Raw genomic sequence first — 23,368 nt, 5'->3', positions numbered from 1 at the left:
CCCTTTTTCTCTCCGCCTCGAGATCGGACCGAGGCCTCTTTTTTCCAAAGCGCGAAACTCTCGCCGGGATGGCCGTGCGCGCTTGTTTGAGGAAAACGCCAAATGCGAAAGGCCCGAATTCGGCGCCTCGGCGCCCTGCTGCGCGCGAAGCAAAAGAAAAAGAACAAAGACGCGAACAGCGTCTCGGCCAGCGAAGAGCTGGTCGAAGCGCAGTGGCTCGCCTGCATGATGATGTACCCGGAGCGCCTGAGCGAAGATGCGCTCCCGTTGCAAGTTTTCCGCGTCCCGTGTCATCGCGACATCTACTCGGCCCTCCTCGGGCTGCACCTCACTGGCGACGAAGATCGAGACGACCATCAGTTGCTCGCCGACCTCCTCACCTACGGCTACGACAAGCTGACCGCGTCAGCATTGATTCAAGCAGTGATGCACTCCGGCGGCGACCTGAACAACATTACCGACTACGCGGCGACCTTACGAAAACGGCTGACGCCGGAGCCGGTCGAATTGCCGCCGGATGGAGAAATCGTCCGTCTCGAACTGGGCGGCGGCAGTTCGTTTCGAACGCTCACCACGGAAGAACTGTTCGCCGAGCAACAGCCGCGCGAGTGGCTCTTAGCGAATCTCCTCACACGTAACGAACCAGCAGTCATCGTCGGCCCGAGCAAAACGCTGAAGAGCTCGCTCGCCGTCGATCTATGCGCGGCGCTCGCCAGCGGAGGAAAGTTTTTGAATCATTTCGCGGCCGAAAAGCCACTGCGCGTCGGCTTCGCGTGTAGCAGTAATCAACAGCAAACGCTGACCGATCTCACGCAGCGTTGGGGCGAAGCTCGTAAGTCGGCGCCGGCCACGGATAATCTGATGTGGCTACTGACCACCGACGATCCAGCCGATCCCGAGACCGTGGGGAAACTTCGCGATTGGATCACGAAGCACGAGTTAGAAGTGGTGGTGATCGATGCGATTCGTCTCTCGTCGACGGGGAAACGAAAGCAAGCCGAAGCGCTGCAGACGCTTGCGCAGTGTTGTCTCGATAACGGCGCCACGCCGATACTCTGCGTGCAAACTCGCAAGGAAATGAAGCCTGGCAAGTTGGAAGCTTCAATCCTCGCCGGCAATCTCGACTTCGCCCAGCAGTGGCTGTTGGTGAATCGCCGCCAAAGTTATGCGCCGGGGAGCGGAGAGCATCGCCTCTGGCTAGCGCTCGGCGGCTACGCCGGGCAAGGGGGCGAATGGGGCGTCGATGTCGACGAAGGAAGATTGACCAACGTAGGGCAGGCCGTGCCTGCCGAAATGGAGACGCTCGCAAGCAGAGCGGCCGAAATGGAGATGCTCGCAACAAGAGCGGCAGGCACGGCCTGCCCTACGACCAAGAACGGGCGAAGCTGGAAGACGATCGTGCATGAGGCGGATACGCTGCAAGATGAAGCGGAACGATTAAAGGACGCCGCGCTCGATCAACGAATGCGGTCCCGAATTCGCCTGGCGATGACCGACCTCGGCGAAGCGCATGCGACGAAGCTGCGGGTTCGCGAAAACTGCGGCATGAACGGCACGAAGTTCGCCCGCGGTTGGGACCGGATGGTTGCGGCGGGGGAGATTGAGAAGATCGTTGACGAGAAACGGTTTTACGATCCAAAGTATCGATTGATCCAATCGGCCCAAGAAAAAAAAGACGCGGTCGAGTCCACTCCTCTCGTAGGGTCCGCTGTGCGGACCATGGGAAGCGATAACAGATTGGCCAGGTCGATTGACGCGTCGGCGGTCCGCACAGCGGACCCTACGGGAGATGCGCTACGCGATGAAAAAAAATTGGGGGCTGCGGTCCAGTCGGTTGATTCTCGATGTGGGTCAATCGCGAGCTAGCGCGAGCGGGCGATCTTTGGCAATTCGATCTTGGCACTTGGCTTGCGGACGCATTCCCTCGGCTTGCGCCTCGGGCTAGTGTTTTGCTTCTTGCCGCTTTCCGCTCTCCGCTTTCCGCTTTTCTTCCCGACCGCTTTTCCCTCGCTTGCGCTGCGGGCTACTATGGGGCGCGCTTGCGCTGCGGGCTTACGAATGAACCGGTTCTTCGTCGCTTTCGGCGTCGGCCGGGTGCGAATCGCAGTGTTCGGCTTCGTGGCGGGGGCCTTTGCCGGTGCAGTCGGGCTTTGGATTGGTGCAGGCGTCGCAGATGGGGTTGCCGACTGAGTCTTTGAAGTTATTCAAGCCGCCGCAACTTCCCTTGATGCTGCGGTTGCTGAGAATGACGCCGATGGCCATCCCGGTGAGTGCGATGGCGAAGACGCCGACGGCGATCAAGATGGTGATTAGCACAGGTCACTCTCCAGCATTAGGCCACAACGACGTGCGGCGTACGACCGGCCCATCCTTGTCCCGGATCAGAAACAATACGGCCAACTTTTGCTCTTCGGCCCAATTGTATCCACGGTCCGGTCCCAAGACCATGAGCGTGGTCGCCAGGGCGTCGGCCGAACCGCAGTCTTGATGCAGCACGCTGACCGAAGCGAGCGTATGAGCCAGCGGACGCCCCGTCTTCGGGTCGATCGTGTGCGAAAAAGTCTGGCCGTCGACCTCGAAGAAATTGCGGTAATCGCCTGACGTGGCGAGCGATTGGTTCGACAGTTCAACCACCTCCTGGATCGCGCGGGCGCCAGGGATCGGCTTTTCGATCGCGATCCGCCAGGGGGAGCCATCCGGCTTTTGGCCAGCGGCGCGAACTTCGCCGCCGATCTCGACCATGTACGATTTGCGTCCCGACTCGGCGATCAGTTCGGCGATCTTATCGACGCCGTACCCTTTGGCGATCGCCGAGAGATCGACGTAAAGACCATCGACCGACTTTTTCAGGGCCGGCGGATCCAAGCGAACTTCAAGCTTGTCGTCGCCGATATTGGCCAGCGCCGCGGCGATCGCCTCATCGCTGGGAACTTGTTCGGGATGATGATCGGGGCCGAAGTTCCAGAGGTTGACCAGCGGTCCAACCGTAACGTCAAACGCGCCGCCGCTCTCGTGGTTGATCTGCTTGGCGAGTTGAACCACTTCGGCCAACTGCGGAGAGACCGGAAACCAATCGCCGGCTTTGCTTTGATTGAAGCGAGAGAGCTCCGAATCAGGGATATAGGTCGACATTTGCTGGTTGATTTCGACCAGCCGTTTGTCGATCTCCTGCTGCAGCGGCTTCGCGTCGAAGTCGCGGTCCGGCGGGATGAATTTGACCGAGTAGGTCGTCCCCATCGTCCGCCCCGTCACTTCGATCGGGGCGGGCGGTTGCAGACATCCGACCGCCAGGAGCAGCACCGCCGCTCCCAGGGTCATTTCGAGTTTTCGTTTAGCCGCCGAAGTCATCGTAGGCGATATTTTCTGGCGGAACGCCGAGGTCGTCGAGCATCTTGAAGACCGCCTGGTTCATCATCGGCGGACCGCACAAGTAGTACTCGATATCTTCCGGAGCCGGATGGTTCTTCAAGTACTCTTCGAGGAGCACCTGGTGAATGAAACCTTTGAGCCCGGTCCAGTTGTCTTCCGGCATCGCGTCCGAGAGAGCGATGTTGAACTTGAAGTTCGGGAACTCTTTTTCGATTTCGCGGAATTCGTCGACGTAGAACAATTCGCGAACGCTACGACCGCCGTACCAGTACGACACCTTGCGGTTGGTCTTGCGTTCTCGGAACAGTTCAAAGATGTGACTGCGGAGCGGAGCCATACCGGCGCCACCGCCGATGTAGACCATTTCGGCGTCGGTGTCTTTGATGAAGAACTCGCCGTAAGGACCCGAGATCGTCACCTTGTCGCCCGGCTTCTTGCTGAAGATGTAGCTGGAGGCCTTACCCGGCGGAGTTCCTTCGGGAGCTCGCGGCGGCGGCGAAGCGATACGGACGTTGAGCATGATGATGCCCTTTTCGCCCGGGTAGTTCGCCATCGAGTAAGCGCGAATGACCGGTTCGTCCACCTTGGAGACGTAGCGCCAAATGTTGAACTTGTCCCAGTCTTCGTGGTATTCGGGCTGAACGGCGAAGTCTTTGTAGGCGACTTCGTGCTTGGGGATTTCAATTTGGATGTAACCGCCCGCCTTGAAATCGACCTCTTCCCCTTCGGGAAGCTTCAGCTTGAATTCTTTGATGAAGGTCGCGACGTTGTCGTTGGAGATGACTTCGCATTCCCACTTCTTCGTTTCGAAGGCTTCGTGCGGGACTTCGATGTTCATGTCCTGCTTGACGGCGACCTGGCACGACAAGCGGTACCCTTCGCGGGCCTGCTGGTTGTTAATGTGCGACTTTTCGGTCGGCAGGATGTCGCCGCCGCCGGAGAGAACCTTCACCTTGCACTGAGCGCAGGTACCGCCGCCGCCGCAAGCGGACGACACGAAGATTCCCTGATCGGCGAGTGCGTTGAGCAGCTTGCCGCCAGCGGGAACGTGAACTTCTTTCTGTTCGTTAATCACGAGTTTCACGTCGCCAGCCGCGACGAGAACCGACTTGGCGGCGAGAATGATCGCCACCAAGAGGAGCACGACCAGCGTGAACATCGCGACGCCGACGAGGATCTGGATCATATTGGCTCGTCCTATTCGTTTCCGAATATTGGTTTGTATTCTCAGGAATTACAGCATGCCGCCGAACGACATGAACGCCAGGGCCATCAGCCCGGCCGTCAGGAACGTGATGCCCAGTCCTTTCAGACCGGCCGGCACGTCGCTGTACTTCAATTTTTCGCGAACGCCCGCCAACGAGCAAATCGCCAACGCCCAACCGACCCCGGCGAAGACGCCGTAGACGCAGCTTTGGGCGAAGTCATAGTCGCGTTCGACCATGAAGAGCGAACCGCCGAGGATCGCGCAGTTCACGGTGATCAGCGGCAGGAAGATCCCGAGCGCGTTGTACAACGGCGGGAAGTAACGATCGAGACCCATTTCCAGGATCTGCACGATCGCCGCGATGACGCCGATGTAAATGATGAGCCCGAGGAAGGTCAGGTCGGTATCAGCCAGGTCCGAGCTGAGCCAGGCCAGCGAACCTTTCTTCAGCAGATGCTGATAGATCAGGTTGTTGGCCGGGATGGTGATCGCCATCACCGCGATCACCGCGACGCCCAGACCGAGGGCGGTTTTCACATTTTTGGAAACGGCGAGAAACGTGCACATTCCCAGGAAGAAAGCGAGCGCCAGGTTTTCGCTGAAGACCGCTTTCAGAGCAATATTGACGTAGTCCATGGGTTAGCCCTCCGTCTCAACCTGGTCGGGACGGAACGTCCGCAAGACCCAAATGATGACGCCGATGATGAAAAACGCACTCGGCGGAAGCAGCATCAAGCCGTTCGGCGTGTACCAGCCGCCGTCCGAAACCTTGTGCAGAATCGTGAAGCCGAACAGCGTGCCCGAGCCGAACAGCTCGCGGAAGAACGCCACGACCAACAGAATCATGCTATAGCCGAGACCGTTGCCGATGCCGTCCAGGAAGCTCATGCCGGGCTCATGCTTCATCGCATAAGCTTCGGCGCGGCCCATCACGATGCAGTTCGTAATGATCAAACCGACGAACACCGACAGCTCTTTGCTGACGTTGAACGCGTAGGCTTTCAGGAACTGGTCGACGATGATCACGAGCGACGCGATGATCGTCATCTGCACGATAATGCGGATGCTGCTCGGGATGAACTTGCGAACCAGGCTGACGCTGAGGTTCGAGAAGCCGGTCACGATCGTCACGGCCAGGGCCATGGTGAGCGCTTTGTCGAGCTTCGAGGTCACCGCAAGGGCCGAGCAAATGCCGAGCACCTGCAAGGCGATCGGGTTATTGCTGAAGACCGGCGCGAGCAGAATGTCTTTTGCTGTATCTTTAGCCATTGAAGTCTCCCTTGCGAACCTTCGCCAAAAACGGACCGAAGCCGCCTGGGCCGAGCCAGTAGCGAACCATCGTGTCGACCCCTTTGGTCGTGATGGTGGCGCCCGACAGGCCGTCGATGTTGGTGTCGATGCCGGCGGTCTGGCCCGCCTTGGTGACGTGGACCAGGACGGTGCCGTCGTCATCAACCGCGGTGGTTCCCGGCCATTGGGCCTTCCACAATTGGTTATCGACTTCGCCGCCGAGACCCGGAGTTTCGCCGTGCGAGTAGTAAGTCAAACCCTTGATCGTCTTGGCGTCCCCTTCGAGAGCCAGGTAGCCCTTCATGGTCGACCAGAGACCCTTACCGTAGAACGGCAGCACGATCGCGCTGATCTTGCCGTCCTTCTTCAGGATGTAAACTTGCGAGTACTCTTCACGTTCTTTGATCTCGCCCAGCTTTTCGGCCGGAGGAGCGTCCGTCGGAATTTCTTCCATCTTCTGCTTCTTTTCGAGATTCTCGAGCGTGATCGGATCTTCTTTGCGATCGTCGACCCGTTCGCCGGTGTCGAGATCGATCACGATCGTTTCGACCTGCTTGTACAGTTCAGTCACCTCGGCGGCGCTGACCTGCTTGAACTTGCCTTCCTCGTCTTTGGGCAACGCATCGGCGGCAGCCAGAATGTTCTTCTGCTGGTCGAGCTTGATTTCGGCGTCCTGCGTCGGTTTCAGAAAAACCGCCGTGGCGGAAACCGCTACCGAGCAGACGATGCAAAGGACGGCGGCCACGAGGAACGTTCCGCCAACGCTATCACGATGTAGCATAGCGAGCCATCCTTCTGTTGATGTTTGCTTGAATCACAAAGTAGTCGATCAGCGGCGCCATCACGTTACCGAACAAGATGGCGAGCATGATCCCTTCCGGGAACGCGGGGTTGATGCCGCGAATCAAGATCGTCAGTACGCCGATCAAGATCCCGTAGAACCACTTACCTTTTTCCGTCATCGCGGCCGAAACCGGGTCGGTCGCCATGAAGACGCAACCGAACGCGAAGCCGCCGATCACCAGGTGCCACCACGGCGGCAAGGCGAACAGGGCTGAGGTTTCGATGCCGGACAGGCTGGCGAGATAGAACGCTCCGGAAGTTCCCACGGCGCCCAGGATGGTCGCCAGCATGATCTTCCACGAACCGACGCCGGTCATGATCAGGAACGCGGCGCCCAGCAGACAGGCGAGCGCTGAGGTTTCCCCCATCGAACCGCTGATCGTTCCGAGGAACGCGTCCATCCAGGTGATGCCATGACCATCGACCGTCTTCAAAACCGCGTCCAAACCGACGTCGAGCTTATCTTTGTTTTCGGCCAAAGCGCCCAAGGTGGTGGCGCCGCTGAAACCGTCGGCGGCGACCCAGACGTTACCAGTGATCTGGTTCGGATAAGCGAAGTAGAGGAACGCACGAGCGGTCAAAGCCGGATTCAAGAAGTTCTTGCCGGTGCCGCCGAACACTTCCTTACCAATCAACACGCCGAACGCGATACCAAGCCCGACTTGCCAGAGCGGCATGGTCGGCGGCAGCGTGAGCGGAAAGAGCATCCCGGTAACCAGGAACCCTTCGTTCACTTCGTGTCCGCGAATGATCCCGAAGGTCACTTCGATAATACCGCCGACCGTCATCGTGACGATGTAGATCGGCAGGAAGTAGATCGCGCCCAGGATGACGTTGGACAGGAAGCTGCTCGGGTCGTGGGTCATCCCCAGCCACGTAAAGAGGCTTTCCTGCCAGCTGTCGATCGCGGTTCCAGCTTCCGAATGGATGGCGGCGTTGGCTTGATAGCCGGTGTTCCACATCGCCATCAGGATGCACGGCGTCAAAGCGATGACGACGAACACCATCATTCGCTTCAGGTCGAGACCGTCGCGAACGTGGGTCGAGCCGTGCGTCACTTCGCCCGGCGTAAACAGGAACGTATCGCCCGCTTCGTAAAGCGGGTAAAGACGTTCGAACTTGCCGCCCTTATGGAACATCGGAGCGGCGCTATCGAGCAGATTGCGTAGAAACTTCATGATTACCCCTCGGCCTCAATGCGGGTCAGGTTCTTCCGCAGGGCGCTGCCGAAGTCGTGCTTGCCGGTATCGACGTAGGTGCAAAGCGCCAAGTCTTCTTCTTCCAATTCCAAAGCGCCCAGCGCCTGGGCCGATTCCATATCGTTGACGACCAGCGACTTCAGCAGCGCGGTCGGCTCGATATCGAGCGGCATTACTTTTTCATACATCCCGGTCGGAATGATCGCTCGATGGCTACCTTCGCTGCAGGTCGTAAAGTCGTACGACTTACCGCCGCCGGTCAAAGCCGACAGGAAGACCGGCTTTGTCGAGAACTTGCCGAAGCCGAGCGTGAGCCAACCCATGAAGTCGCGGTTGTTCCCTTCGACCAGAACCGAGATCTGGTTGTGGTAACGACCGAGGTAGGTGTTCGGATCGGCACAAGTGCGGCCGGCGAAGACCGAACCCGAAATCACGCGAAGCTCGCCAGCCTTCAACTGACCGGCGGTCAATTGCGTCAGGTCGGCGCCCAGCGTCGTTTCGATCAGTCGCGGCGAGCTGACCGCCGGACCAGCCAGCGACAAGATTCGCTTGACGTCCAAACGGCCGGTCTTGAACAGCGAGCCGATCGCCAACACGTCTTGGTAACCGATGTACCAGACGTAGCGATCGCGGCCAGCCGGATACAAGCAGTGGATGTGCGTGCCAGGCAGACCAGCCGGATGGGGACCGGAGAACTCGACGACTTCGGCGAACGGGAGATCGTCGCCCGGGATGTCGGCGCCAGGAGCGCGACAGACGAACATCGGGCCGTCAGTCAATTTGCTGAGAGCTTCGAGCCCAGCGGTGAACTCCGCCTTGCGCGGACCGATCACCGCCGCGGGATCAGCCGCCAGCGGGTTCGTGTCGATCGCCGTGACGAAGAGCGCCAGCGGAGTCGCCGTCGGCGAAGGAGTCTTGCCGTAAGGGCGTTGCCGCAACGCAGGCCAAAGCCCGGCGGCGACCATTCCGTCGGCCACCTGCTGACGGGTCAGCGACAACAGCGACTGATCGCCGTGCGAGGTGAATTCGACTTGGGCGTCCCCTTCTTTCTCGACGACGACCGACAGAAACCGACGCTTGGGGCCGCGATTGACCGCGACCACCTTGCCGGCTGCCGGCGACGTGAAGAGCACGCCGGGGTTCTTTTTGTCTTCAAACAGGGCCTGACCTTGTTTGACCGTGTCCCCTTCGGTGACGAGCATCGTCGGCCGCATGCCGATGTAGTCGTCTCCCAGAAGTGCGACGCGGCTCACTGATCCGGCCGACTCGATAGTCTGCTGAGGACGACCCGAAATCGGCAGGTCGAGCCCTCGTTTCAACGTAATAGTTCGTGGCATCCGCGGCTCCGAACGGGCAAATCTGGCCCTGGAAATTACTGCGTATCGCTGCGTCAAAGAGCGAGCAACTTCAGATTGTGAAAAGTTTCACAATGTAAATGACATGCAGGCCTGGGATATGTCGTTCAAATCGTCTGCGGCGAACTCAGGAAGCTGTGCGTTAAAATGCTCGCCGTGAAGAAGATGCCACCCCAGGCATGTCCGAAATTTGTCTCGCTATCTTCGAAATAATATCGGCTAAGGACTGAGTCGCAAGGGGAGAATTCCTCGCCCTACGTTTCCCGCAGGCATTTCCAGAGGACGCAACTCGCTGTTTGTAGCGACAACAAAAGGGCGCGGCGGACCGCAAAAGATACTTGGGAAAATACCGATCCGTTAAAAAACAACGACAAAAAGCTCTCTGCCGTAATCCAATTCCAACGCGATTACTCGTCCGCAGCTATTAATATTTTTTCATCTTGATGCAGCGCAGAAGATACAAGAACTCTTCTGGCGCCAATTGCTAATTGCCCCGCAATTTCTCCTCGCGTGGCGACCCCGCCCCCCGTAATCCACTCAATGCCTGGATATTGCGACGCAAGCTCACGGCACAAGGTCTCCGTCCCGGTCCCGCGCCCCTGCCCTACCTGAGCCAAGTCGAGGAGCACCATACGCCGCACCCCACATTCGATCGCATTCTCGGCGATTTCCTCGGCAGAAATCGCGCCGCCGACGATCCTCAAGGGACGTCCATGCCGCAGATCAAGACTGAACGTGGCCGCATCTCCCAGTTCACTGGCGACTTCCCGCAAGTCGGACCACCGCTCGAGCGTTTCGAGCCCCACGATCAGCGAGGCGAGATTCTCCGCCCCCAACGCCGCGATCGCTTCCCGACAAGCGGCCAGCGTCGCCAAGCCGGCGTCGAGATGTAGCCGCATTCCGCTGGCGGCGATCCTGCGCCAACAGTCAACCTGCGGGCTCCGCTCCACAATCGCGTCGAGATCGGCCACGTAGACGTCGGTAAACGAGAAGTGAGAGACCAGAGCCGCGGCGACCTCGCCGGGATCTGCACATCCGCACAACCGACTTTCAATCGGTCGATAACTATGCCGTACGCCGCCGATGCCGCGCACGACTTTCCCTCCCATCAGATCAATAACCGGCAAGATCGCCGATCTTAGCTCAGAACTTGAAGTCAATGGACTGATCGGAGTAGAGAGGCATGTGTCGGTAGTAGACCTCCAAGATCATCGCCGCCAGGCAGGTCGTGTAGAGCCTCCCGCCTTCCGCAATGTAGGGATCGTCGAATCGCCAACTTCCGGCGTCAAACAGGGCGTTCGACTGCGTCTTGATCAGGTAGTTGCTCAACTCGTCGTTCCACTTCGTCCAGTCGGGTCCGCCTTGATGCGCCATCACGTTCGTGGCGTAGTAGTTGTAATACATGTCGCGTTTGGACGGGCCTTCTTTCGCCAGAAACTTCGTTCCCCGCAGCAGTCGCCGATCATCCTTTTTCCATCCCAGATACATCCGCGAGAGCAACCCGATCGCCGTCGTCGACGGTTGCTTGCCAGGGCGTTGATAACCGTAGTTGGCGCCGCCGTCGGATTGAACGGTATCGAGAAAGTGCTCGGCCAAACCGATTCGCGGCGACGAAACCTGAAGCCCGCCGATCAACGCGCTCTTCAGCGCCATCAACTGCCAACCGAAGACCGAAGTATCTCCCGGCTCTCCCGGTTGATAACGCCAGCCGCCGCCAGAGTGTTGAGCGAACTCGATAAACTTCACCGCTTCCTGCGCTTCTTGCCGCAATTCGGGATCTTCGGTCATCGCATACGCTTCGCAGAGGGCGATCGCCGCCAAGCCGTGGCAATACATGCCGAACGGACTTTCGCCGGTCATGTCGCCTCCCTTGTTGCTGATCTTCATGTGCGTTCGCAGATAGTAGAGCCCGTTGGTGACCGTCTCTTGATAGGGACTCTCACGCAAATGGGTGTACCCTTTACCCAGAAACGGCAACAAAGCGAGGCCTGTCGCTCCCATCAGAGCTTTCGCTGATCCAGGATCCGTCGCGCGAGCGCCGAGCGGGCCGTTGCGATGATTGAAGTCCCAATGGCCATCTTCGTTTTGCTGCGCTGCGATCCAAGCCAACGCGCGTTCGACGGCGTCTTGAGTCGCCTGCGAACCGCCCCGCTGCTGCAACAGGCCGTCTTGATTGGCGGGATCACGACCGGCGAAACCGCCTGCTCCGGCCGGCGGCAGACTGGTCAGCGGCGCCGAGTCGGTGAACATGATCGCTGGCGGCGGAATCGCACTCATCGGCGTTTCCGACGGCGCCGTCTGCGCGAGCTGCTGCGCCAGTTCGTTAATCGCAAAGGTCGAGTCGTTGACGACTTCTCCTTGGATGTCGGCGACCTGCGGCTCCCACTTCGGGATCTCGGTGATCGGCACAACCGGGTCGGCCTCGCCGACGATAATCCCCACCGGTCCTTCGGAACGATCGTCCCGCAACACCCACAGCCCCAGCGCCAAGATCAGCACCATGTGAAACAGCAAGCTGCTCATCCAGCCGGCCGATCCTTTGAACCGCCGCGAAAGCCAGACGACGAGCGCACTCTCCTTCTTCTCCGCCTTCTTAGAAGCCGGAGTCTCGACGACGCTCGTCGATGCCGAAAGGATGCGCATCAGTCACTACATTCAGAACAACAGGCAAACGCCGCAAAATCGGCGCGCAGTACCACGTTTACCGACAACTATAGCTTGGCCGAAACGACGCGTTGCTCGCAAATGTTACGCAAAGAAAAGGGACGAAAAGGCCTGAGATCCCAGCCTTGCTGCCGTAACCCCGCACTTTGGCGGACGAACGAAAAAAGCCGCCCCCTGTTGGGAGCGGCTTTTCGGTTACGCAATTTGTCGCCCTCGCGATTACAGCGGGAAGTCTTCTTCCGAGGCGGTGTTCTTGTAGATCGGCAGGTGGCGGTAGTAAACCTCCAGCGTCAACAGCGACAATGAGGTGTTGTAGAGGCGGCCCCCTTTGTCGGCGTGTCCGCCGGCGAAGTGCCAGCTACCGGCTTCTGGCTGCCCCTGCTTCACTTGCGAGTTGATCAGAAAGTCGCGCTGCTTCACGTTCCACGCGTCCCACTTCGGACCGCCATAGTGACGCATGACCTGAGTCGCGTAGTAGTTGTAATACATGTTGGAGTTGTTGCCGAGCGACGGACCGGTCTTCGCCAGGTACTCGACCCCCTTCTCCAGCGCCGGATTGTCTTTCTTCCAGCCCAGATACATGCGGCACAGCAAACCAACAGCGGTGGTCGCCTGACCGGCGCCTGGATCGACGTACCCGTACTTGGCGCCCCCGTCGCTTTGCACCTGATCGAGGAACTTCATCGAGCCGGCGATCGTGTTGCGCGGAACTTCCAAGTAGCCCATATGACCGCTCTTCAGCGCCATCAGCTGCCAACCGACAACCGAGGTGTCGCCCGCTTGTCGCGGCTGATAACGCCACCCCCCCCCAACAGGGTCTTGGGCCGAGACGATGTAGTTCAGCGAAGCCTGAGCCGGGGCGGCCAGGTCCTTATCCTGCGTCATCGCGTACGCTTCGCACAGCGCGATCGAGCCGAGCCCGTGCGAGTACATGTTTCCTTGCGATTCGACCAGACTTCCTTCGCGTCCGCGGACCTGCATCAAGCGAACCAGCGCGGTCAAACCGGCGCCAACTTGCTTTTTGTACTTGCCTTCTTTGTGGGTGTGACCCGAGCCCAGGAACGGCAACAACCCCATTGCGGTCGCCGCACGCGGCGAATTGCTGAATTCGCCAAAGTTCTTCGATTCGGCCGGTTTCTTGGCGCCGCGGCGATGATCGAAATTCCAGGTCCCGTCCGGCAACTGGTGATCGGCGATCCACTGAATGCCAAAGACGACCGCCGCTTCGCTACCGCCGTTGCCGCCACCTTCGGTCAGCATCTTGGTACGCTGCGCTTGACCGCGGCCGCTGGTGCCGTTGCCGGTTTGCCCAGCATCGCTGGTCATCATATCGGTAAACGGAGCAGTCTGATCGGCAAAGTCGACTAGGTCCATTTGCGTCGGCGCCGCTTCCAATTCCTGGAAGTCGGAGATGATGTTCTCTTCGGAGATGACCGCTTCTTCCATCTGCTCTGGCGGCTTGTCGAAGTCGAGCTTCATCTCGTCGACCGGCTCAAACTCCTGCATCTCGAATTCTTCGATCTCTTCCGCGTCGGCCGTATCGTCGACAATGATGTCCCGCTTCTGGTTCGATCGCTGCGCAACCGGCAGCAAAACCAGGATCAGGATCAGCAGGAAGTGGACGACCAAGCTGACCAGCCACGAGGGAACCGCGGTGAGCAGGATGAAACGGCTGCTTACGCCCGAACGGACCTCTTCGTCATGATCCGGTTCGATGTCATTTTGGGGAGGATTGGGAGTCGCCATATCAGTTACCTTCGCTCCGCAACGCCGCGCGGAATCAGTCCTTGAAGGGAGAAAAGAAAGGTCGAAAGCAGATTTGCCGCAGGGAAAAGCAGCTGTCAGCAAAAAATACTGACGCTGATCATTACATCATTAAATGAATCTTAGAGGGAATCAACTGCCGCCAAACCCCCTAAGAGGGGAAATTTCGCCAACAATCCTCTTATGGAGACATTCGTTTCCACCCTGTGCGAATATTCCACGACTCCTTAGCGATTTTCAATTTGATATGTACTCACCGCGATTGGTCGCCATTTGGGCGGAAAGGGACTAGCGGGCCTCCGGTCCGATTCGCTATATTGCGGGATTCCAACACATAAGCTAGGCATCGTCCTAATTCACTCAAAGCTGTCCTGGGACCCGGCGTCATGGCCAAAAAGAGCAAAAAAGCGGAAACCGTCTTCCTCGTCTGCGAAGAATCGGGCGACTACAACTACACCCTGAAGCGTAAGCCGGGGGGCGAAAAGCTGAAGCTGAAGAAGTATTGCCCCCGTCTGCGCAAGCACACCTGGCACAACGAAAAGAAGAAGTAGTCTCGGCCGATCGCCGCGACTTGCTGGCCTCCGACCGCCGCATCTGCGGCGGTTCGTTGATTTTTGGGCCGAAATGCGTCAGACTCACGTCCGTTTCGATCCCTTCGCCACGGACTGGAGTTTTCTTCCGCGATGGAAAAGCGCTGGCGCATCTACCCGCACGACGCCGCTCGAATTCGGCAACTCGAGGCAACCGCCGGGGTGCCGGCGGTCGTCGCCCAGCTTCTTTTGAGCCGCGGTCTGTCGGACCCAAGCGCCATCCGCGGTTTCCTGGAAGCGAAATTCTCGGACCTGCGCGACCCGGAACTGCTGCCCGGCGTCACCGCCGCCGTCGAGCGGATCTATGACGCCGTCCAGTCCAAACGCCGCATCACCGTCTACGGCGACTACGACGCCGACGGAATCACCTCGTCCGCCATCCTTTACCGCTGCCTGCAAATCCTGGGCGCCGACGTCGGCTATTACGTCCCCAGTCGATTTGACGAAGGGTATGGCCTGAACAGCGAAGCGGTCGAGAAGCTGGTCGAGCGCGGGACCAAGCTGCTGATCACGGTCGACTGCGGCATCGCGAGCGTCAAAGAGGCGGAAGTCGCCAAAGAGCTCGGCCTGGAGCTGATCATCACCGACCACCACGAGATGGCGGACCGGCTTCCCGAAGCGGCCGCGATCGTCCATCCGCGACTTCCCGGCACGAACTATCCCTTTGGCGGGCTCTGCGGCGCCGGCGTCGCCTTCAAACTTGCCTGGGCGCTTTGCCAAAAGGCGAGCAACGCCAAGCGCGTGACCGATCGCCTTCGCAACTTCCTGCTAACCGCCGTTGGCCTCGCTTCGATCGGCACCGTCGCCGACGTCGTGCCGCTGGTCGACGAGAACCGCCTGATCGTTCGTCACGGGCTGAACTGCCTGCGCGAATACCCAGTCGCCGGGATCGAAGCGCTGCTGGAAGTCGCCAAGCTCGGGGACAAACAGCAGCTGACCAGCGAAGATATCGGCTTCACGATCGGCCCCCGCCTGAACGCCGCCGGGCGACTCGGCCAGGCCCAACTCGCCATCGAACTGCTGACGACCGACTCTCGCGAACGGGCCCAGGCCCTCGCCGAGTACATTCACCAGCTGAACGACAGCCGCGGCAGCTTGGAGCGAAGCATCTATCTCGCCGCTTCCAAGCAGGCCAAGGAAGAGTTTGATCCGGTCAACGATCCGGCGCTTGTCCTGGCTGGTCATGGCTGGCACGTCGGCGTGATCGGCATCGTCGCCGGTCGCCTGGCCGACAAATTCAATCGCCCGGTCGTGCTGATCGCGCTCGACCAGGCCGGCGTCAAACCCGGGGTCGGCTCGGCTCGCAGCGCGTGCGGACTGAATTTGCACGAAGCGCTGAAGTCGTGCGAGCACCATTTGCTCGGCTGCGGCGGGCACGCGGCTGCGGCCGGTTTGCAGATCATGCCTGACAAGATCGAAGCGTTTCGGGCGGAGTTCGTCGAGTACGCGGCGGCGGAAGTGACCGACGAGTCGCAAGTCGCCGAACTGACGATCGACGCCGAAGCCCCGATCAGCCAGCTGACCTACAAAACAGTCAACCAGATCGAAATGCTCGCCCCCTTTGGTGAAGGGAATCGTCGCCCCATCATGTGCGCCAGCGGCGCCAAGTTGGTCGACAAACCGAAGCGAATCGGCGGGGGCGAACGCCACCTTTCGGTCCATTTGGAACATCACGGCGTCCGCATCCGGGGCGTCGCCTTCGGCCAAGGAGACTGGGCCGAACCGCTGAGCAAGCACGAGGGACTGCTCGACATCGCCTTCCAGCCGGTCATCAACAACTTCCGGGGCCGAAACAACGTCGAGCTCCAGCTGGTCGACTGGAAACCGCACGCCGGCGACACGCCGCCAACGTAGCGCAAACGCCCGACACGCCGCGGCGATATTCCCACAACTCGGCCAAAATGACCGAGAAACGGAGTGACGCCGGAAGTCGTTTTCTCGCGGCAGGTTACGCTCCCAATTTTTCTGCGAACCGCCGCCGCCAGAAGCGCCTCCTGCTATTGACGCTCAGGCATCGGACATCTATAAACGGACTTTCGACCTGGGGGATTTATCCCAAACAGGTAAACATCGGGGCGTGGCTCAGCCTGGTAGAGCGCTGCGTTCGGGACGCAGAGGTCGCACGTTCAAATCGTGTCGCCCCGACTTTTTAAAGCCTTGCAGGCCAATCGCCTGCGAGGCTTTTTTCTTTTCTACATTGCTGGCAAGCCAATCCGCCCCCTTCGCCTCACTAAGGCTTAGGAAGAGCAAGAAACGCAATGCACGACGGATTCCCAACCGGCGCGTAGTGGCCGGTGAATTTGAGCTGTCCGGTTTCGCGGTTCACTTGGAACACAGTCACGTGATCCGCTCGCTGATTGCAGCAGTAGAGAAACTTGCCGGTCGGGTCAAAGTTGAAGCTCCGTGGGTAGTCGCCGCGCGTCCACTCGTCGGCGACGTGCGTTAGCTCGCCGTCGCTTCCGACCGCGAAGATGCCGATGCTGTCGTGCAGTCGATTGCCGGCGTAGACGAACTTGCCGTCTTGCGAAACGAGAATCTCCGAGCAGAAGTTGCTGCCGGCGAAGTGCGGCGGCAGTGTCGAGATCGTCTTCCGCTCTGACAAGCGGCCCTTCTCCGCGTCGTAATCGAACAGCACGATGGTCGAGCCTTCTTCCTGAATGGAGTAGAACCACTGACCATTGGGATGAAAGTAGAAGTGCCGCGGGCCATCGCCTGGCGGCAACGAAACGGTTGCCGGATCATTCGCGATCAGTTTTCCGTGGGCCGCGTCAAACTTCCAGATGTAGATCAGATCCAATCCCAGATCGACATGCAGGACGTAACGCCCTGCCGGATCGGACTCAATCATGTGGGCGTGCGTGCGATCGTGCCCGCTGATCGCGAAACTTCCTGGCGGCGCATGAACCGCTTTGGTCGGGCCAATCTCGCCGGCGTCATTCTTGACGTCGGTTGGATTTCCAAGCCGCCCGTCTTCCAGAATCGGCAGCACGGCGACCGAACCGCCGAAGTAGTTGGCGACGAAGAGAAACTTACCCGAGGGATGCAGGCTCACGTAGGTCGGACCAGCGCCGCCAGATCGCACCGTGTTGAGCAACTTCAAGCTGCCGCTGGCCGGATCGATGGCGAACGCACTCACCGTTCCCTCTTTGTCGTCGCCGACGCGATCGGTTTCATTGGCCGAGTAAAGACGCGTCCCAGCCGCATTGATCGTCAGGCAACTGGGGCTGGTTCCCATTTCATATTCGAACTCCGCCTTCAGCGCTCCCGTTTCGCGGTTCACTCGAAAGGCGTGAATCCCGCGGCCGTTGCCCGGCGGAAGATCAACCTGCGTCTTCAAGACATCTTTGAGCGGCGAACTGAAGGTGCCGACATAGGCCATCAGCGGCCCTTCGGCGCCTTCGGCGCCTTCGGCGGCAAACAACGGGCCAGTCAGTTGGCTCGCGCCGGCGATCGCGATGCTGTAAGTCAGGAAGGTACGTCGAGACGGATGCTGGAACGTCATGTTTACTGGCGCTTTCGAGATAGGAAACGGCGAGGGGAGGATGGTAGGCGAGATGGAGGGATCCGTCGCGCTGGCTTGAGCAGTCAGTCGCGACTTTGTTCCATTTAACCATAGCATCCCGCCCCGTGCAGGATTCTCTGCCTGAAAAGTTCGTTGCCGCTCAAATGGGGGAAACTTAAAATCGACGACGATTTGCGATTTTGGAGGCGAACTTGGCGGCTCGTACGCATGTCCCAGGTCTGCCGCAACTTGCCGCCCTGGCAAAGGAGGCATGTTTGTTATTCCGACGATCTGGCAATCACTCGACCTCAAAGCCCCTTATGAACTGGCTGCAACTAACATCGGGACAAGGCCCCGTCGAGTGCCAGCGATTTGTCGCGCACCTCGCCGAGGAGATCCTGCGCGATGCGGCGGCGCATGATCTGGATGGAGGCCTGATCGGCAGCGGCGTAGGTGAACGGCGCGATACGCTATTGTCAGCGCTGCTCAGCCTGGAAGGAGAAAACCTGCCCCTCTTCGTCGATCGTTGGGTTGGAACGCACAAGTGGATCTGCCCCAGTCCCTATCGCGCGAATCACAAACGAAAAAACTGGTACGCCGGCGTACGGAACATCGCCCCGCCGGAGACGCCTGCATGGTCCCCCAGTGAGTTGCGAATCGACACGATGCGCAGTTCCGGTCCCGGCGGACAGCATGTAAACAAAACCAGCTCGGCCGTTCGCATCACGCATTTGCCCAGCGGCATTTCAGTCGTCGCCCAGGAAGAACGATCGCAACATCGTAACCGAGCGCTGGCGTTCGCCCGATTGGCGAAGATCTTCGAGCAAGCCGAGCAAGGCGCCGCCGACGAAAAGCAGAAAGAGTTGTGGTCGGAACATTGGAGCCTGGAACGCGGCAACGAAGTCCGGATCTACCGGGGGCCTAATTTTACGCTCGACTAGACTTTAGACGATCGACAGGATCGACCATTCGCAGCAGCAAGATTGGCTCTTCTCAATTTCCCAGAAGCTGCGACGCCCCCCTGGGCGAGGTTTGCTCAAACTCTCAACGACACGAACTGCGCGGATGCCTGCCTGCAGGCGAAAGGAGCCGCCCGTCGCTCCACTCGCCCTGGATGCAATAATTCAAATAGAGGCTGAATGGCAAGTCATTTGGCCGGCGTGATTCCGGCAAGCGAGGTGTCGCATGTTTCCTCGAATTCTTTTGTTGGCGTCTATTCTGACATTCGCGTTGTGTGCGGTGGTAAATGGCCAGAGACTACTGCTGACAAATGAACCAACTCTGCAAGGTCGGTTGCTGTCGCCCACCAATCCCTGGGGAACCTCGCGTCAGCCAAGTCAAGCCGCGTCAGGCTCTTCGCAATCAATTCCCCCAGGAATGCAAGGCCCGCGGGGAATCGCCCCGCAAGACGTCCAGCGAATGCTGGAAAGTTTTTTACCGTCGCCGAACGTCCCTGTTCGCGACGACGCTTCGAACCGTACGTTCGGGGAGCCTCGCCGGACCTATCCGATTCAATCCGCCCCCTCACGCGTCAGCACCGCGTCATCGCAACGTGTCGCGCTAACGCGCGAACAATTCGCAGAACTTTCGCCGCAACGGCAGCGACGCTTGTTGCTAATCGCGGTACTGAGTCTGGAAAACGATTTGGAAACGATACGCGGCGGCGAAGGTTGGCGCAATTACTTGGCGACGGCGCCTTTGCAGAGCGCCATCGCGTGCCAAGGTCTTGAAGCGCCATCCCTGGCGACGCGGCGACTGCTGAATGAGATCGCATTGCGATTCGAGGAGACGGCTCGCAACCCCAACTATCGAACCGTAACCGCGTCGTGGGAATTTCAGACGCTCCGCAACGGTCTACCCGAGTATGCCGAGGATCGGGTCGCACGCCAGAAAGCACGCGTCGCTGCCAGCGTCGTGCGGTTGGTCGACGCGCTGGAGCGTACGAAGCAAGCCGCCGGCTGGATGAAGTATTTGCAACTTGATGACCTGCAAAAGATCGCCCAATCGAAAGAGGAGCTTAGTCCCGCCGATCACGACATCTTGAGAAAGATTGCCGAGCGGATGAAGGAGGTCGACGAAGACTCGAAATATCACGTTATTTCCAGCATGACAGGCTTTGCCGCGACGCGAGGCGCCCTGGGGAAGTTGACGGTCCTACCCGCTGACGCTCCAGATCCAAAGTCCGCCCAAGGCGTGCTGAAGCTTGCCGACTCCGATTCGGCGCAAGGAGTAAAACGCTTGACGGACTCCAAGTCAGCCCAAGGAGTGGTGCGTCTGGTAGATCGTAAAACGATTCGAGAAAAGATCGAGGGTCTGCTGGGCGACTTGGACAAAGAGCACCGCGAGCGCGTGCAGGAAGTCATTGAGGGACTTTTCCGGGACAGCTCGCAAGCGGAAGAGGTCATCCTGCTGCAATTCCAAGAAGAGCCGAAGCCGGCCGAAACGACGCTCATGCCCCTTGAGAATGAGCCGGAACCTGCGAAAACAACGCTGCTGCCTCTCGAAGCCAATAGGACCGATAAGAACGGCTCGAGGGAAGACGACAAAGACTGAGCGACTTCGCTCGACTTGCGTCTAACCAACCGGCGCAACGCACTCGGCCGAATCATTCCGCGGTGAGTTCACCTTTGTGCTGACGCGATCAATTTCAAAGAACTCTTCATCGGCGAGCGGCTCGATCATCGCTTGTAGCTTTTGCTTGTCTTCAAACTCGGGATCGAGCCAGAGGTCCCACTCCTCTTCGCCCAGGATCAGCGGCATGCGATCATGAATCGGCGCTGACTGCGCGTTGGCGGCGGTGGTGATGATGGTGAAGGTTCGCCATGGCTTCGTTTCGCCTTTGATCTCGCCGGTCCACTCTTCCCACAGTCCCGCCATGGCGAACGGTTGGTCGTCGGCTTGGTGAAAGAAGCAAGGCAGCTTCGCGGTCCCTTCCTTTTTCCATTCGTAGTAACCGTCGGCCGGGACCAGGCAGCGGCGACGTTTGAACGCCGCGCGGAACGACGGCTTCTCGGCGACCGTTTCACCCCGGGCGTTGATCATGCGAGCGCCGATCGACGCCTCTTTCGCCCAGCTCGGTATCAGTCCCCAGCGAAGCGGCTGCACGGTTCGCTCCCCTTCCTCGAACAACAGGACCGGGGCGGTTTGCGTGGGGGCGATGTTGTAGCGCGGCTCCCACTCGAAATCGGCCGTTTCGACCGCGAATTGATCCAGGACCCGGTTCAGGCGACTTCGCAGCGTGTACCGTCCGCACATTTTCTAACTCGTTTCGCATTCAAGAGTTGATGCCCGACTTTTCCATCTTGGAAAATCAGCCGGTTGACGAATAGTGAACATCTGTATATGTTCAATGGCGAGGTCACAACCATGATGGACATGCCCACCGAAACGCGTCTGGAAACGATCGCCCAACTGCAGCGGCAGATTGGGGTTTGCGAACGTGGAGCGTGGGGCGCCGCTGAAGTAGTTTCGACCGGATGTACGGCGGTTGATCAACTTTTACCAGGCGGGGGAGTCCGACGAGGCGGTCTGATCGAATGGATTGCTCAGACGCATGGCGGCGGCGCCGGGACCTTGTCGCTGATCGCAGCCCGCCAGGTTTGCCCGGCCGAAAAAACGGTGGTGATCATCGACGCCGAGCGACGAATTGCGCCGGCGGCGCTGGCCAATTTAGGTTTCGATCTGTCGAAAGTATGGATCGTGCGTCCTCAAACGAAGCAGGAGGCTTGGTGGACAGGCGAAGAAGCGCTGCGTTGTGCGGCGGTCGGTCTCGTATGGGCCGATATCCAACATTTACCGACCACGCAATTTCGCCGTTGGCAGCTAGCGGTCGAAGCGTCGCAGGGAGTCGGTTTTCTCTTGCGCCCCGAATTGGCGCTGCGCCACACCTCCTGGGCCGACGCCCGGTTGTTGGTCCGCAGCGTCAGGTCGCGCGACGCCTCTCCAACTTACCAGGTGGAAAGCGTCTACAGTCAGGGACGAACTTCACGCTCCAAGGCTGGCGTTCAGATCAACCGATTTACGGGGATGGTGCATGAATCGGCCAGCCTCCTCTCCACTAACCCCCACGCGACGAATCCTTTGTCTCTGGTTTCCTGAGTGGCCGGTCCAGCGGTTGATCGCCGCGCAGCCGGAGCTTGCCACTTCGCTGGTGATCGTCGCCAGCGAAAACCACCGAGGCCAGTTCGTCTATGCCTGCAATCGGATCGCCCGGCAACGCGGCGTCCGCCGCGGCATGCCGATATCGGAAGCCCGGTCTCTCGCGCAGCGGAGCGATCGCCTAGCCATTGAGCCGTGGCAAGCCGACGCCGACCGGCAGAGCTTGCAACAAGTCGCGTTGTGGTGCGAACGCTTCAGCTTTTGCGTCGGCCTGGAAGAGGAGGAAGCGCCGGAGTGTTTGCTGCTGGACGTCACCGGCATCGCGCACTTTTTTGACGACGAGGCGTCGCTGGCCCTGCAGCTGCGTCATGCGCTGCAAAAGCGCCGCCTGGAAGGACGCATCGCGATCGCCGATTCGCTGGGTCGCGCTTGGGGCGCCGCTCATTGCTTGGCGCATGCCGATCGCGAAGCGGTGATCGCTGCAGGACAATCGCTCGATCAACTGCCGCTCCCGGCGCTCCGTTTGCCGGAAACGGCGCTAACGAAGCTGCAACGTCTCGGCATCTATACAATCGGCGAGTTACGCGGGCTCGATCGCGCTTCGCTCGCCAAGCGTTTCGGTACGCAGGTCTTGTTGCGACTCGATCAGTGGAGCGGCCAACTGCCGGAGTTGATCACTCCCTGCCGCCCTCTTCCCAAGTTTCAGGTGGAGCGCCGCCTGGAAGTTGGAATCACGCAAACGGCGGCGATCGAGCGGATTTGGACGTCGCTGCTGACGCGGCTCCTCCACATGCTACGTCCCCGGCATCTGGGGCTGCAGGGGATTTTGTTTCTCGCGCTGCAGGAAGATCGTCGCCGCTGGGAAAAGTCGCTGCGCCTTTGTGCGGCGACCGCGGATGAGCGGCACTTGCAAGAGTTGTTGCGACTGAAGCTGGAAACGTGGCGACTGACGGCGCCGCTGGTAGAGATGTCGCTTACAGCGCTCGACGTTACGCCGCTGGCCGCCGCGCAGCAAGATTGGCTACGGGGAGAATCGCAAGACGATGCGCGGCAATTGTCGACGCTGATCAATCGGCTCAGCAGTCGCTTGGGAGAAGAGTTGGTGTCGCGGGCTCGGCTCCTGCCTGATCCGGTGCCGGAATACTCGACCGGCGATTGCAGTTTGCAGGAACAAGAGGCGATCGCTACCGCCCCTTTCGTGCAACCGTTTCAACCGCTCGATCGTCCCACGGCATTATTTCGCGAACCTCGTCCGCTCGACGTCGTAGCAGTTCTGCCGGATGGTCCGCCGAGCGTTCTCTTCTGGAAGCATCTGCGGTTCGACGTCGCCGATTGTTGGGGGCCGGAGCGGATCGAATCGCGGTGGTGGCGGCAAGCGTACGTCCGCCGCGATTACTACTGGATCGAAACGACCGGCGGAGCGCGACTCTGGATCTTCCGGCGTTTGCAGGATGCACGTTGGTTCTGGCAAGGAGAATTGCTGTAGC

General features: G+C 59.5%; 20 protein-coding genes and 1 tRNA gene. 8 read left to right on the top strand and 13 right to left on the bottom strand.

Features of this window, described 5'->3' with window-relative positions; genetic code table 11:
* Positions 1 to 102: 102 nt before the first annotated feature.
* A complete protein-coding gene (locus LOC68_RS22610; protein ID WP_230222952.1) occupies positions 103 to 1,866 on the top strand; it encodes an AAA family ATPase in 1,764 nt (587 codons plus the stop codon).
* 186 nt (positions 1,867 to 2,052) lie between these two features.
* On the opposite strand, the gene LOC68_RS22605 is transcribed toward LOC68_RS22610, so the two are convergent.
* From LOC68_RS22605 to LOC68_RS22555, 11 genes are all read right to left on the bottom strand, one after another.
* Positions 2,053 to 2,316 (bottom strand): hypothetical protein, encoded by a 264-nt coding sequence (locus LOC68_RS22605; protein ID WP_230222950.1) that lies wholly within the window; start codon positions 2,314 to 2,316, stop codon positions 2,053 to 2,055.
* A gap of 3 nt (positions 2,317 to 2,319) precedes the next feature.
* Positions 2,320 to 3,348, bottom strand: a complete 1,029-nt coding sequence (locus LOC68_RS22600) for an FAD:protein FMN transferase (RefSeq protein WP_230222949.1) — start codon at positions 3,346 to 3,348, stop codon at positions 2,320 to 2,322.
* Positions 3,332 to 4,555, bottom strand: coding sequence for an NADH:ubiquinone reductase (Na(+)-transporting) subunit F (gene nqrF, locus LOC68_RS22595; RefSeq protein WP_230222947.1), 1,224 nt, complete (start codon positions 4,553 to 4,555; stop codon positions 3,332 to 3,334). Before nqrF ends, LOC68_RS22600 begins: the two co-directional genes overlap by 17 nt.
* 48 nt (positions 4,556 to 4,603) lie before the next feature.
* Positions 4,604 to 5,212 carry an NADH:ubiquinone reductase (Na(+)-transporting) subunit E gene (gene nqrE, locus LOC68_RS22590; protein WP_230222945.1) on the bottom strand — a complete coding sequence of 203 codons (609 nt, stop codon included), beginning with the start codon at positions 5,210 to 5,212 and terminating at the stop codon, positions 4,604 to 4,606.
* Positions 5,213 to 5,215: 3 nt separating this feature from the next.
* Positions 5,216 to 5,845: an NADH:ubiquinone reductase (Na(+)-transporting) subunit D gene (locus LOC68_RS22585; RefSeq protein ID WP_230222943.1), complete on the bottom strand. Its 630-nt coding sequence runs from the start codon at positions 5,843 to 5,845 to the stop codon at positions 5,216 to 5,218.
* The gene (locus LOC68_RS22580; RefSeq protein WP_230222941.1) at positions 5,838 to 6,647 is read right to left on the bottom strand and encodes a Na(+)-translocating NADH-quinone reductase subunit C; all 810 of its coding nucleotides are present in this window, start codon (positions 6,645 to 6,647) and stop codon (positions 5,838 to 5,840) included. Before LOC68_RS22580 ends, LOC68_RS22585 begins: the two co-directional genes overlap by 8 nt.
* The gene (locus LOC68_RS22575) at positions 6,634 to 7,887 is read right to left on the bottom strand and encodes an NADH:ubiquinone reductase (Na(+)-transporting) subunit B (RefSeq protein ID WP_230222939.1); all 1,254 of its coding nucleotides are present in this window, start codon (positions 7,885 to 7,887) and stop codon (positions 6,634 to 6,636) included. The genes LOC68_RS22580 and LOC68_RS22575 overlap by 14 nt, the downstream gene beginning before the upstream one ends.
* Positions 7,888 to 7,889: 2 nt before the next feature.
* Positions 7,890 to 9,245: a Na(+)-translocating NADH-quinone reductase subunit A gene (locus tag LOC68_RS22570; RefSeq protein WP_230222937.1), complete on the bottom strand. Its 1,356-nt coding sequence runs from the start codon at positions 9,243 to 9,245 to the stop codon at positions 7,890 to 7,892.
* A 425-nt stretch (positions 9,246 to 9,670) separates the two neighbouring features.
* The gene (locus LOC68_RS22565; RefSeq protein ID WP_230222935.1) at positions 9,671 to 10,390 is read right to left on the bottom strand and encodes a HisA/HisF-related TIM barrel protein; all 720 of its coding nucleotides are present in this window, start codon (positions 10,388 to 10,390) and stop codon (positions 9,671 to 9,673) included.
* A gap of 16 nt (positions 10,391 to 10,406) precedes the next feature.
* Positions 10,407 to 11,906, bottom strand: a complete 1,500-nt coding sequence (locus tag LOC68_RS22560; RefSeq protein ID WP_230222933.1) for a prenyltransferase/squalene oxidase repeat-containing protein — start codon at positions 11,904 to 11,906, stop codon at positions 10,407 to 10,409.
* Between the two features lie 240 nt (positions 11,907 to 12,146).
* Positions 12,147 to 13,673: a hypothetical protein gene (locus tag LOC68_RS22555; RefSeq protein WP_230222931.1), complete on the bottom strand. Its 1,527-nt coding sequence runs from the start codon at positions 13,671 to 13,673 to the stop codon at positions 12,147 to 12,149.
* Between the two features lie 404 nt (positions 13,674 to 14,077).
* Between LOC68_RS22555 and rpmG the strand changes: the two genes are divergently transcribed.
* The 3 genes from rpmG (at position 14,078) to LOC68_RS22540 (ending at position 16,426) form a co-directional block, all read left to right on the top strand.
* A complete protein-coding gene (gene rpmG / locus LOC68_RS22550; RefSeq protein ID WP_002651666.1) occupies positions 14,078 to 14,242 on the top strand; it encodes a 50S ribosomal protein L33 in 165 nt (54 codons plus the stop codon).
* A 132-nt stretch (positions 14,243 to 14,374) separates the two neighbouring features.
* A complete protein-coding gene (gene recJ / locus LOC68_RS22545; protein ID WP_230222929.1) occupies positions 14,375 to 16,135 on the top strand; it encodes a single-stranded-DNA-specific exonuclease RecJ in 1,761 nt (586 codons plus the stop codon).
* Between the two features lie 217 nt (positions 16,136 to 16,352).
* Positions 16,353 to 16,426, top strand: a tRNA-Pro gene (locus LOC68_RS22540).
* 85 nt (positions 16,427 to 16,511) lie between these two features.
* Here the strand turns inward: LOC68_RS22540 and LOC68_RS22535 are convergent.
* Positions 16,512 to 17,783 (bottom strand): lactonase family protein, encoded by a 1,272-nt coding sequence (locus LOC68_RS22535; RefSeq protein ID WP_230222927.1) that lies wholly within the window; start codon positions 17,781 to 17,783, stop codon positions 16,512 to 16,514.
* A gap of 320 nt (positions 17,784 to 18,103) precedes the next feature.
* On the opposite strand from LOC68_RS22535, the gene prfH reads away from it, so the two are divergent.
* Positions 18,104 to 18,724: a peptide chain release factor H gene (gene prfH, locus LOC68_RS22530; protein ID WP_230222925.1), complete on the top strand. Its 621-nt coding sequence runs from the start codon at positions 18,104 to 18,106 to the stop codon at positions 18,722 to 18,724.
* Positions 18,725 to 19,427: 703 nt separating this feature from the next.
* On the top strand, positions 19,428 to 20,336 hold the full coding sequence (locus LOC68_RS22525; protein ID WP_230222923.1) for a hypothetical protein: 909 nt from the start codon (positions 19,428 to 19,430) through the stop codon (positions 20,334 to 20,336).
* A gap of 21 nt (positions 20,337 to 20,357) precedes the next feature.
* Here LOC68_RS22525 and LOC68_RS22520 read toward each other — a convergent pair whose 3' ends face one another.
* On the bottom strand, positions 20,358 to 21,038 hold the full coding sequence (locus LOC68_RS22520; protein WP_230222921.1) for an SOS response-associated peptidase: 681 nt from the start codon (positions 21,036 to 21,038) through the stop codon (positions 20,358 to 20,360).
* A 111-nt stretch (positions 21,039 to 21,149) separates the two neighbouring features.
* Here LOC68_RS22520 and LOC68_RS22515 point away from each other — a divergent pair, with 111 nt between their 5' ends.
* A complete protein-coding gene (locus tag LOC68_RS22515) occupies positions 21,150 to 21,881 on the top strand; it encodes an ImuA family protein (RefSeq protein ID WP_230222919.1) in 732 nt (243 codons plus the stop codon).
* Positions 21,817 to 23,367 (top strand): Y-family DNA polymerase, encoded by a 1,551-nt coding sequence (locus tag LOC68_RS22510; RefSeq protein ID WP_230222917.1) that lies wholly within the window; start codon positions 21,817 to 21,819, stop codon positions 23,365 to 23,367. Before LOC68_RS22515 ends, LOC68_RS22510 begins: the two co-directional genes overlap by 65 nt.
* The last annotated feature ends 1 nt before the right edge of the window (position 23,368 follow it).

It is taken from the genome of Blastopirellula sediminis (genome assembly GCF_020966755.1).
GTDB lineage: Bacteria > Planctomycetota > Planctomycetia > Pirellulales > Pirellulaceae > Blastopirellula > Blastopirellula sediminis.
Note: the sequence above shows the minus strand (reverse complement) of the source record. Positions and strands in the feature narration are given on the sequence as shown.